General features: G+C 65.8%; 9 protein-coding genes and 1 pseudogene. 4 read left to right on the forward strand and 6 right to left on the reverse strand.

What is annotated here, in order from left to right:
• The first annotated feature begins 20 nt into the window (after positions 1 to 20).
• Positions 21 to 1,150 (forward strand): annotated as a pseudogene (locus tag OMK73_RS24825) (IS110 family transposase).
• A gap of 496 nt (positions 1,151 to 1,646) precedes the next feature.
• On the opposite strand, the gene ubiA reads toward OMK73_RS24825, so the two are convergent.
• From ubiA to recG, 6 genes are all read right to left on the reverse strand, one after another.
• Positions 1,647 to 2,504, reverse strand: a complete 858-nt coding sequence (gene ubiA / locus OMK73_RS24830; protein WP_267604364.1) for a 4-hydroxybenzoate octaprenyltransferase — start codon at positions 2,502 to 2,504, stop codon at positions 1,647 to 1,649.
• 122 nt (positions 2,505 to 2,626) lie between these two features.
• Entirely contained in the window at positions 2,627 to 3,112 is a 486-nt protein-coding gene (locus OMK73_RS24835; protein WP_035867478.1) for a Dps family protein, read from the reverse strand.
• A gap of 77 nt (positions 3,113 to 3,189) precedes the next feature.
• Complete coding sequence (locus OMK73_RS24840; protein WP_267604365.1) at positions 3,190 to 3,393, reverse strand: hypothetical protein; 204 nt, start codon at positions 3,391 to 3,393, stop codon at positions 3,190 to 3,192.
• Between the two features lie 77 nt (positions 3,394 to 3,470).
• On the reverse strand, positions 3,471 to 4,916 hold the full coding sequence (locus OMK73_RS24845) for a catalase (protein ID WP_267604367.1): 1,446 nt from the start codon (positions 4,914 to 4,916) through the stop codon (positions 3,471 to 3,473).
• Between the two features lie 408 nt (positions 4,917 to 5,324).
• Complete coding sequence (locus tag OMK73_RS24850; RefSeq protein ID WP_267604369.1) at positions 5,325 to 6,278, reverse strand: LysR substrate-binding domain-containing protein; 954 nt, start codon at positions 6,276 to 6,278, stop codon at positions 5,325 to 5,327.
• Between the two features lie 122 nt (positions 6,279 to 6,400).
• Positions 6,401 to 8,470, reverse strand: a complete 2,070-nt coding sequence (recG, locus tag OMK73_RS24855) for an ATP-dependent DNA helicase RecG (RefSeq protein ID WP_267604370.1) — start codon at positions 8,468 to 8,470, stop codon at positions 6,401 to 6,403.
• Between the two features lie 315 nt (positions 8,471 to 8,785).
• Here recG and queA point away from each other — a divergent pair, with 315 nt between their 5' ends.
• The 3 genes from queA (at position 8,786) to yajC (ending at position 11,539) form a co-directional block, all read left to right on the forward strand.
• Complete coding sequence (gene queA, locus OMK73_RS24860; protein WP_267606506.1) at positions 8,786 to 9,832, forward strand: tRNA preQ1(34) S-adenosylmethionine ribosyltransferase-isomerase QueA; 1,047 nt, start codon at positions 8,786 to 8,788, stop codon at positions 9,830 to 9,832.
• Positions 9,833 to 9,872: 40 nt separating this feature from the next.
• Positions 9,873 to 11,003: a tRNA guanosine(34) transglycosylase Tgt gene (tgt, locus tag OMK73_RS24865; RefSeq protein WP_267604371.1), complete on the forward strand. Its 1,131-nt coding sequence runs from the start codon at positions 9,873 to 9,875 to the stop codon at positions 11,001 to 11,003.
• Positions 11,004 to 11,209: 206 nt separating this feature from the next.
• Positions 11,210 to 11,539, forward strand: a complete 330-nt coding sequence (gene yajC, locus OMK73_RS24870; protein ID WP_267604372.1) for a preprotein translocase subunit YajC — start codon at positions 11,210 to 11,212, stop codon at positions 11,537 to 11,539.
• The last annotated feature ends 108 nt before the right edge of the window (positions 11,540 to 11,647 follow it).

An 11,647-nucleotide genomic window follows, 5' to 3' on the forward strand; every position in this document is an offset into this window, starting at 1 on the left:
TTTCCAGCGCGGAGGCCAGCATGGAACACGATAGCACTTTGTACGTGGGTCTTGACGTCCATAAGGACTCGATCACGGTCGCCTACGCACTCGGCGCGGGCGAGGTCGAACTGCTTGGCAAGATCGGTACCTCGAAGGCCGATATCGATCGCCTGTGCAAGCGCCTGCAGTCTAAAGCGAGCCGGATCCGCATCGTCTACGAGGCAGGCCCTTGCGGCTATGGCCTTTACCGGCAGCTTGCAGGGAAGGGATTCGAGTGCATGGTGTGCGCGCCGTCGCTGATCCCGAAGAAACCCGGCGAGCGCGTCAAGACCGATCGGCGCGATGCGGTCAAGCTCGTGCGATCGCTGCGCGCCGGCGACCTCTCGGCGGTGTACGTGCCCAGTGTGGAGGACGAAGCGTTCCGGGATCTGTCACGCGCGTGGGTCAGCGCCAAGGACGATCTGAAGCGCGCCCGGCAACGGCTGAAGGCCTTTCTGCTTTCACATGGGGTGCGCTACAGCGGCAGAGCCGACTGGGGACCGGCGCACCGGCGCTGGATCAGTACCTTTGCGTTCGACACCGTGTGGCAGCAACTTGCCTTTGACGAATATCGACGTGCCATCGAGGATCGGCTCGCGCAATGCAGCCGTCTCGAAGCGGCCTTGCGCGAAGCCGTGGTCAACTGGCGCTTCTATCCGGCCGTACTGGGCTTGCAGGCCATGCGCGGCGTGCAGTTCACCACGGCGATAGGCATGCTCGCCGAATTGGGCGATCTCTCGCGCTTTGTGCATCCGCGCCAACTGATGGCCTGGCTCGGGGTGACGCCCGCCGAACATTCATCGGGGAAAAACGGCGCCAAGGCAGCATCACCAAGAACGGCAATAGTTATGCAAGAAAGCTGCTAATCGAAGCCGCCTGGAGTTACCGGCACCCGGCACGTGTGAGCCCCGAGATTCAGCGACGGCACGAAGGCATCCCGAAGGCCATCGTTGACCGGTCCTGGGACGCCCAGGTTCGACTGTGCCGGCGCTATCGAAGACTTGCCGCGCGCGGCAAGAACCCGAACATTGCGGTGGTTGCGGTGGCCCGCGAACTGAGCGGGTTCATCTGGGACATCAGCCGGCTCGCCATGTCGCTTGCCATACCGAACGCGGCGCAGACAACGTAACCCAGCGCCAAGGTACCAACCTATCTGCCACCTACTGTGGAGCCAGTTTCCTGAAGGGCGACGTAGCCCGGCACACGAGCAACCCGCGACCTAGCTAGGCAACGGATTTCATCCGACTTGCGGCCTTAGATAGCGGCAGGCTCATTGGGCGGACCTCTGTAATGCGGTAACCAACCCGCGGATATCAGCGTGATCCACCGTCGAGACTTACTGCTACGTCGCCCTCCAGGAAATTGGGGAACAACCATGCAACCGTGAAACTGAATCAAACCAATCTCGATTGACACGGGGAGTCATATCAGCTAGGAGCCACTCAAGGCGACGCCCGTGGTTTTTTCCAGCACGACGGCATGACGAGCGCCCGCCCTCTCCCTCGGCCCCTCTCCCACAAGTGGGAGAGGGGAGCAAACCGTCGGGAAGCTAGCACTTGCCCCTCTCCCGCTGCGTGGGAGAGGGGAGCAAACCCTCGGGACGCTAGCGCTTGCGGCCATCCGCCTCACCGCAACGCATAAGCCGCCGCCACCCCGGCAAACACACAAGCGCCCAACCAGTTGTTGTGCCGGAACGCAGCAAAGCACTGCATGCGGTCCCGCTCGCGAACCAGCGTGTAGTGATACACCGCGCATCCGGCCGCGGCCACCAGCCCGATCCAGTACGGCCAGCCCAGCCCGAACTGCGCACCGGCCCAGGCCATCAGCCCCAGGAACACCGCATAGCAGATCATGATGGCGGCCACGTCAAACCGCCCGAACGTGATCGCCGAAGTCTTCATGCCGAGCAGCAAATCGTCATCGCGATCCACCATGGCATAGGCGGTATCGTAGGCTACCGCCCAGAACACATTGGCCAGCAGCATCACCCACGCCACCACGGGCACATGGTCCTGCACCGCGGCGAACGTCATCGGGATGCCAAAGCCGAAGGCAATGCCGAGGTAGGCCTGCGGAATGGCAAAGAACCGCTTGAAGAACGGATAGGTGCCGGCGAGCACGGCCGCCACCACGGCCAGCCATTTGGTGAACGCATTGAGCGGCGTGATCAGGGCGAAGGCCGCAAGCGCCAGCACCACCGCCACCGCCACCGCCTCCCACGCGGCAATCTTGCCCGCGGTCAGCGGCCGCTCCTTGGTGCGCTTGACGTGCTTGTCGAAGTCACGGTCGGCCCAGTCGTTCATGGCGCAGCCGGCCGAGCGCATCAGGAAGGTGCCGATGACGAAGATCCAGAACAGGCTCCACGCCGGCCGGCCGCCGGTGGCCATCCACAATGCCCACAGCGTAGGCCACAACAGCAGCAGCGTGCCGATGGGCTTGTCGATGCGCACCAGGCGCGCGTACAGGGCTAAGCGTTCAAACATGGCAGGGGGCCCGCGACACAGCGGTCAGGGCAAGGGCATTAAACGAAAAACGAAAACGCGCCGCGACCCGGTCAGGGCGCGGCGCGCATGGCCGGCAGCACACGAAGGCAGCCGGCAGGGCATCAGGCCAGCATCGAGCGCAGCATCCACGCGGTTTTTTCGTGCGTCTGCATGCGCTGGGTCAGCAGGTCGGCGGAGGGTTCGTCGCCAGCAGCGTCGATCACCGGGAACAACGAGCGCGCGGTGCGCACCACGGCTTCCTGGCCTTCGACCAGCTTGCGGATCATCTCGGTGGCTTCGGGCACGCCCTCTTCCTCGGGGATCGACGACAAGCGAGCGTATTCCTTGTAGGTGCCCGGCGCCGGGTAGCCCAGCGCGCGGATACGCTCGGCGATCGAGTCCACGGCGAGCGCCAGCTCGGTGTATTGCGTCTCGAACATCAGGTGCAACGTGTTGAACATCGGACCCGTGACGTTCCAGTGGAAGTTATGGGTCTTGAGATAAAGCGTGTAGGTATCCGCCAGCAACTTGGACAGGCCTTCCGCGATCTTCTTGCGTTCTTTGTCGGAAATGCCGATGTTCACGCTCATCTCATTCTTCTTTGCCATGATAGGTACGCTCCGATCTGGGGTGGCTTTGACAACTGCCGCGCCACGGGACGCGGCACAACCCGCACATTATGGCATCACCCGGTGAAGGCGGACAAACCCGCGGCCGCGTCCAGGAACATCGCGACCGCGCCCAGCGCGATCACCGCCAGCCCGATTTCCGTGCGCCACAGCTTGCGCTGCAGGCGCGCCGCGTCTTCGCGGCGGGGGTTGTCGTGGGCGACGTGTTGCAACTGTTGCAACTGTTGAAACTCGCTGACGAACATTCTGAACAGGGCCATGATGGTTCTCCTTGCCGGGCTTTCAAGGTGGCCCCGGCCCGGAGCCACCCGCACTGCCATGCTTCATTGCTTGCGCATTACTTCAGGTTCAGCGCGCGCCTGACACCTTCGCCGTAGGCGGGATCGGCCTTGGTGAAGTGCGCCAGCTGCACCCGCACGATGTCTTCCGGCACGCCCTGCATGGCCGCCGCGATGTTCGAGTACAGGCGCTGGCGCTGAGCCTCGTCGAACAGGCGGAACAGCGCGCCCGGCTGGCTGTAGTAGTCGCTGTCGACACGGTGGTCGAAGCGGTCGGCGGCACCATCCAGGGCCAGCGGCGGCTCGACGGCACGTTCGCTGGCGGCGTAGGCGCCCTCGCGGTTCGGCTCGTAGTTGAGCTTGCCGCCCTGGTTGCCGTCCACGCGCATCGCGCCGTCGCGGTGGTAGGTATTGTGGAACGGGCACTTGGGCGCATTCACCGGGATCTGGTTATGGTTCACGCCCAAGCGGTAGCGCTGCGTGTCGCCATACGAGAACAGCCGGCCCTGCAGCATCTTGTCGGGCGAGAAGCCGATGCCCGGCACGATGTTGGACGGGTTCATCGCCACCTGCTCCACCTCGGCGAAGTAGTTGTCCGGGTTGCGGTTGAGTTCCAGCACGCCCACGTCGATCAGCGGATAGTCCTTGTGCGGCCACACCTTGGTCAGGTCGAACGGATTGATGTGGTACTTGGCCGCATCGGCTTCGGGCATGACCTGCACGCGCACGTTCCAGCGCGGGAAGTTGCCCTTTTCGATGTTCTCGAACAGGTCGCGCTGCGCGCTCTCGCGGTCGCCCGCCACTACCTTGGCCGCTTCCTCGTTGGTCCAGTTGGCGATGCCCTGCTGCGACTTGAAGTGGAACTTCACCCAGAAGCGCTCGTTGGCGGCGTTGATGAACGAATACGTGTGCGAACCGAAGCCATGGATCTGGCGATAGTTCTGCGGCAGGCCGCGATCGCTCATCAGGATGGTGACCTGGTGCAGCGACTCCGGATGGCGCGACCAAAAGTCCCACACGGCGATCGGGTCACGCAGGTTGGTGCGCGCGTTGCGTTTTTGCGTGTGGATGAAATCCGGGAATTTGAGCGGGTCGCGCACGAAGAACACCGGCGTGTTGTTGCCCACCACGTCCCAGTTGCCTTCGTCGGTGTAGAACTTGACCGAGAACCCGCGCACATCGCGCTCTGCGTCGGCCGCGCCGCGCTCGCCCGCCACCGTGGAGAAGCGCATGAACAGCGGCGTTTGCTTGCCGACGCTGGCAAAGACCGAGGCCTTGGAAAAGCGCGTGATGTCATGGGTGACCGTGAAGGTGCCATGGGCGCCCGAGCCCTTGGCGTGCACGCGGCGCTCGGGGATGACTTCACGGTCGAAGTGAGCGAGCTTCTCCAGGAACCACACGTCCTGCAGCAGCATCGGGCCGCGCGGGCCGGCGGTCTGCGAATTCTGGTTGTCGGCTACCGGTGCGCCGGCGGCGGTGGTCAGAGTGTCCTTGTCCTTGCTCATCTTGGCCTCATTTTTCTTGGGGGTGGAACGGGGAGTCTGGCTGGGGCGGGCGGCGCGAAAGCCGCCGGGTCATTTCAGTACACCGTGGCGTAACAGGCAAGGCAGTCGGCCATGCGGGCGGCCAGTGCGCTCAGGAGCTCGCCGGCGGCGGTCAAGCTGGGGTTTTCGCCTTTCATGTGCGACTCCTTGTGGGTAACAGCACGCAGTGCGTCGATGCAGGAAGTCTACGGGAAGGCTATTGAATTACGAATTCAATTATTTCTAACTATGAAATAGAGCATGCCTATTCCCTGCCTGCGCGCCTGCGTGGCATAGGACCAAGACACAGTGAAGTTAGAAAAATCGGGGAGGGAGAAAAACCAAGGCGGGGAAGCGTGCGGCCGCCGGGCGCCGGCAGGCAGGGTGCGCTCAGGCTGCTTCAGCCAGTTCCTTGGCGGCCAGCATGCTGACACCGGGCAGGTCGCAGGCCGCCACCGCGCGGCGCAACGCCTCCATGGCCGGCAGGCGCGTAAAGCTCTTGCGCCAGGCCAGCACCACGCGCCGGTCGGGAACGGGATCGGTAAAGGGCACGTAGGCCAACAGGTCGTTCTTGTTGGACTTGAGATCCGGCACCGAAGTCCGCGGCAGCACCGTGATGCCAACGCCACTTGCCACCATATGGCGGATGGTTTCCAGCGAGGAGCCTTCGAAGGTCTTCTGGATACCGTCGGCCGCCTGCGAAAAGCGCGACAGCTCCGGGCACACGCCCAGCACCTGGTCGCGGAAGCAATGCCCGCTGCCCAGCAGCAGCATGGTCTGCTGCTTCAGTTCGTCGGGATCGACTTTCCCGGCATGCTCCAGATGGTGGCCGCGCGGCACCGCCACGACGAAGGGCTCGTCATACAGCGGCTGCACGGTCAGCCCGGAATCGGCAAAGGGCTCGGCCATGATGGCGCAGTCGATCTCGCCCTGCTTGAGCAGCTCGATCAGCTTGACCGTGTAGTTCTCCTGCAGCATCAGCGGCATCTGCGGCACGGTCTGGATCATCTCCTTGACCAGCGTGGGCAGCAGGTAGGGCCCGATGGTGTAGATCACGCCAAGCCGCAGCGGCCCGGCCAGCGGGTCCTTGCCCTGCTTGGCGATTTCGCGGATGGCCATGGTCTGCTCCAGCACGCGCTGGGCCTGCGCCACGATCTGCTCGCCGATCGGCGTCACCGAGACTTCGGACGTGCCGCGCTCGAAGATCTGCACATTGAGTTCGTCTTCCAGCTTCTTGATCGCCACCGACAGCGTCGGCTGCGACACGAAGCAGGCTTCGGCCGCCCGGCCGAAATGGCGCTCGCGCGCCACGGCGACGATGTACTTGAGTTCGGTGAGCGTCATGACTTATCAATTCCCGTTAAGCGATAGATTTTACCTTCGATTCGACGTTCTGTCAGAGATGACAAGCAAAGCGGCGCAGGCGATACCCGATCGCCTGCGCTGGGTGCGCCCCCGCCGTCACATCAGGCCTTCAGGTAATGTTCCCTGCCACCCAGCCAGCGCAACAAGTGCGCCTCGACCGCCTCCGGGTAGCGCGCCAGCATCAGCTCGGCGGCCTCCTGAGCGTAGTCGACCAGCCAGGCGTCGGTGTTGAGATCGGCGAAACGCAGCATCGCCTCGCCGGACTGGCGCGCGCCAAGGAACTCGCCGGGCCCCCGTATCTGCAGGTCGCGCCGGGCGATCTCGAAACCATCGGTGGTCTCGCGCATGGTCGCCAGGCGCTCGCGCCCGGTGGGCGAGAGCGGCGCCTGGTACATCAGCAGGCAGACCGATTCCGCGCTGCCCCGCCCTACCCGGCCGCGCAATTGGTGCAACTGCGCCAGGCCGAAGCGCTCGGCGTGCTCGATCACCATCAGCGAGGCGTTGGGCACGTCCACCCCCACCTCGATCACGGTGGTGGCCACCAGCACCTGCAGCCGGTTGGCGGTGAAGTCTTCCATCACCGCGGCCTTCTCCGTCGGCGCCAGGCGGCCGTGGACCAGCCCGACCTTGAGCTCGGGCAAGGCGGCCACCAGGGTTTCATAGGTCTCCACCGCGGTCTGCAGTTGCAGCGCCTCGCTTTCCTCGATCAGCGGGCAGACCCAGTAGACCTGGCGGCCATCGGCGGCGGCGTGGTGCACGCGCGCGATCACCTCGTCGCGGCGCGCGTCGTTGACCAGCCGGGTCACCACCGGGGTGCGCCCGGGCGGCAGCTCGTCGATCACCGAGACGTCGAGATCAGCGTAGTAGGTCATGGCCAGCGTGCGCGGGATCGGCGTGGCCGACATCATCAACTGGTGCGGCACGGTTTGCATGACCTTGCCGGCCTCGCCCTGCATGGCGGCGGCATCGGGGTCCGCCTTGCCGCGCAGCGCCAGCCGCTGGGCCACGCCGAAGCGATGCTGCTCGTCGACCACGGACAAGCCCAGGCGGGCAAACTTGACGCTGTCCTGGATCAGCGCGTGGGTGCCGATGGCCAGCTTGGCTTCGCCGGACTCGACCTTGGCCGCGGCCTCACGCTTGGCGCGCGTCTTCAGGCTGCCTGCCAGCCACACCACCGGCACGCCCAGCGGCTCCAGCCAGGCGGAGAGCTTGCGGTAGTGCTGCTCGGCCAGGATTTCGGTGGGTGCCATCAGCGCGGCCTGGTAGCCAGCATCGATGGCCTGGCAAGCCGCCAGCGCCGCCACGATGGTTTTGCCGCTGCCGACGTCGCCCTGCAGCAGGCGATGCATCGGGTGGGGCGCGCCCATGTCCTTGGCGATCTCTTCCACCACGCGCTGCTGCGCGCCGGTCAGCTTGAACGGCAGTGCCGCCAGGAAGGCGGTGAGCAGGCCGCCCGCGCGCCGCGGCATGGGCGGCGCGCTCTTGTCGCGCCGCGCCGCCTGGGAGCGCTTGAGGGAGAGCTGCTGCGCCAGCAGCTCATCGAGCTTGATACGTTGCCAGGCCGGGTGCGAGCGCTCGATCAGCGCGTGCTCGTCCACCTCCTGCGGCGGCGAGTGCAGCAGCCGCAGGCACTCCGGCAAGGGCTGCAGCTTGAGCTGCGCCAGCGGGCCTTGCAGCACGGAGATGGGCAGGGTCTCCGGCAGCGGCGTGCGCGACAGCGCGCCGCCGATGGCCTTGCGCAGGTAGCTCTGCGGGATGCCGGCGGTGCTCGGGTAGACCGGGGTCAGCCGCTCGGGCAGCGCCTCGCCGGGCGTCACCGCGCGCACCGTGGGATGGACCATCTCCGCGCCGAAGAAGCCGCCGCGCAGCTCGCCGCGCACCCGCAGGAAGGCGCCTTCGGCCATCTGCTGGGCCTGGCTGCCGTAGAAATTGATGAAGCGTAGCGTCAGCTCGCCGGTATCGTCGGCGATCTTGACCACCAGCTGGCGGCGCGGGCGCAGGCTGACCTCGTTGGAGGTGACCACGCCCTCGACCTGCACCGTCAGCCCCAGCCCCGCGCGCCCGATAGCATCGGCGATCGGCAGCAGCGTGGTCTCGTCCTCGTAGCGCATGGGCAGGTGCAGCACCAGGTCGACATCGCGCTTGAGGCCGAGCTTGTGCAGCCGGGCCATGGCCGAGGACGGCTTGCCGGCGGCAGCGCCCTTGGACGCCGCCTTGCCCGGACGGCCCGGCTTGTCCCCGCGCGCGCCGCGGGCGGGCTGTCGGTGGTGTCCGGGATTCGGTCGGGAGCGGTTCCTGGCATCTGGGGCGTGGCTAGCGATTCGGGTCGGGGCGCATGCCTGGTGGCACGGGCAGGTTGGCACAAATAGGCGATATCACGCGCGCCCGGGCGGCGGAGTCGCCCCAAGCCTTACAATATCGGATTCGCCGATTGTACCTATGCCGGCCGCGCCACCGCGCGGTCTGCGGCCGTTTTTGCCCCCATGATGCTGACGCTGTCCGATTTTGACTTTGCCCTCCCGCCCGAACTGATCGCCCAGACCGCCTTGCCGGAGCGCGGCGCGAGCCGGCTGCTGGTGGTGGATACGGACGCGCAGGACGGCGCCACCCGCCTCACCGACCGCACGTTCGCCGATATCGTCGACTACCTGCGCCCGAACGACCTGCTGGTATTCAACGACACGCGCGTCATCAAGGCGCGTTTCTTCGGCCAGAAGGGCAGCGGCGGCAAGGTCGAGGTGCTGGTCGAGCGGGTGCTGGACAGCCACACCGTGCTGGCCCAGGTTCGCGCCTCCAAGACACCGCCCGTGGGCAGCCTGCTGCGCCTGGCGGATGCCTTTGACGTCACAGTGGGCCCACGCGTGGACCAGTTCTTCACGCTCACCTTCCCCGAGCCGGCGCTGGAGCTGATCGAGCGCCACGGCCGCCTGCCCCTGCCGCCGTACATCACCCACGACCCCGACGCCTTCGACGAAACCCGCTACCAGACGGTCTACGCCCGCGCCCCCGGCGCGGTGGCCGCGCCCACCGCCGGCCTGCATTTCGACGAAGCGCTGTTCGCCCGGCTCGATGCGCTGGGCGTGCGCCGCGGCTTTCTGACGCTGCACGTGGGCGCCGGCACCTTCCAGCCGGTACGCACCGAGAACCTGGCCGAGCACAAGATGCACGCCGAGTGGTATGAGGTGTCGGATGCGCTGGCCCAGGCCGTGCGCGACACGCGCGCCGCCGGCGGTCGCGTGATCGCGGTCGGCACCACCTCGCTGCGCGCGCTGGAGTCTGCCGGCGCGGCCGATGGCACGCTGGCCGCCGGCCGTGGCGACACCGATATCTTCATCACACCCGGCTACCGTTTCCGGGTGGTCGATGCGCTGATCACCAATTTCCACCTGCCCAAGTCGACCTTGCTGATGCTGGTGTCGGCGCTGGCCGGGGTGGAGCCCATCCGCGCCGCCTACCGCCATGCGGTGGCCGAGCGCTACCGCTTCTTCAGCTACGGTGACGCCATGCTGCTGACGCGCCAGCCCCAGCCCTGAGCGCGCCGCGCCAGCCCGAACCTGAATCCCGAATCCAGCCATGCTCAACTTCGAACTGCTCACCACCGACGGCAACGCCCGCCGCGGCCGCGTCACCCTCAACCACGGCGTGGTCGAGACCCCGATCTTCATGCCGGTCGGCACCTACGGCTCGGTCAAGGCGATGTCGCCACTCGAGCTCGGTGAAATCAACGCCCAGATCATCCTGGGCAATACCTTCCACCTGTGGCTGCGCCCCGGGCTGGAAGTGGTGGCAAAGCACGGCGGCCTGCACCGCTTCATGGGCTGGGACAAGCCGATCCTGACCGACTCGGGCGGCTTCCAGGTGTTTTCGCTGGGCGCGCTGCGCAAGATCACCGAGGATGGCGTGACCTTTGCCTCGCCGGTCAATGGCGACAAGCTGTTCCTGTCGCCCGAGATTTCGATGCAGATCCAGCGCACGCTGAACTCCGACATCGTGATGCAGTTCGATGAATGCACGCCGTACGAGATCGACGGCCGCCCCGCCACCCATGCGGAAGCGGCCGCCTCCATGCGCATGAGCCTGCGCTGGGCCAAGCGCTCGATCGATGAGTTCAATGGCCTGGAAAACCCCAACGCGCTGTTCGGCATCGTCCAGGGCGGCATGTTCGAGGATCTGCGCGACGAGTCGCTGGCCGGCCTGTCGGAGCTGGACTTCCACGGCTACGCCATCGGTGGCCTGTCGGTCGGCGAGCCCAAGGAAGACATGATGCGCGTGCTGGAACACGTGGGCCCACGCCTGCCCGCGCACAAGCCGCACTACCTGATGGGCGTGGGCACGCCCGAAGACCTGGTGGCCGGCGTGGCCTCGGGCGTGGACATGTTCGACTGCGTGATGCCGACCCGCAATGCCCGCAACGGCTGGCTGTTCACGCGCTTTGGCGACGTCAAGATCAAGAACGCCGTCCACCGCAACGACACCCGGCCGCTGGACGAATCCTGCGGCTGCTACACCTGCCGCAACTTCTCGCGCTCCTACCTGCACCACCTGCACCGGGTCGGCGAGATCCTGGGCGCGCGCCTGAACACCATCCACAACCTGCACTACTACCTGGAACTGATGGGCGAGATGCGCGAAGCCATCGAGGAGCACCGCTTCGAGGCCTTCCGCCTGCGGTTCGCCGCCGATCGCGCGCGCGGGGCGCAGTAGCGCGCCGCCGGCGGCCGCCGCGCCCCAGCGTGAACTTTCCGCACGGCACCGGTCGAATAGCGGTGCCTGCAGCTGCAAAGCGGCTCGCAAGGCGCCCCGAACAAACCCGTACTACACCGTAAATGCCCGGATCAGGCATGGAATGCGGTTGCAAGCGGGTGGTAGAATGACCGACTAACTGATTGACTTTGTGACGGAGAAGCAACGTGCTGATTTCTAACGCATTTGCCCAGACTGCCGGCGTGACCGGCGGTGCGGCGGGTGGCCTGATGAGTTTCCTGCCTATCATCCTGATGTTCGCTGTGCTGTGGTTCATCATGATCCGCCCGCAGATGAAGCGCCAGAAAGAATCGAAGGCAATGCTGGAAGCGCTGGCCAAGAACGACGAAGTCGTGACTGCCGGCGGCATTCTCGGCCGTGTCACCAAGGTCAACGAGCAATACGTAACCCTCGAAATCGCCGCGGGCACCGAAATCACGGTGCAAAAGAGCGCGGTTACCACGGTGCTGCCCAAGGGCTCGCTGAAGTCGCTCTGAGCACCACGGCTGCGGGCGTGGCGTCGCTTGACACACAGCGCCGCCCAGCTTCTCCCGCGCCGCCAGCCTGCTTTTTCGCCCTTCCCGGCACGCCTTTAGCGCGCGTGC

It is taken from the genome of Cupriavidus sp. D39, assembly GCF_026627925.1.
Classification (GTDB): Bacteria; Pseudomonadota; Gammaproteobacteria; order Burkholderiales; family Burkholderiaceae; genus Cupriavidus; species Cupriavidus ulmosensis.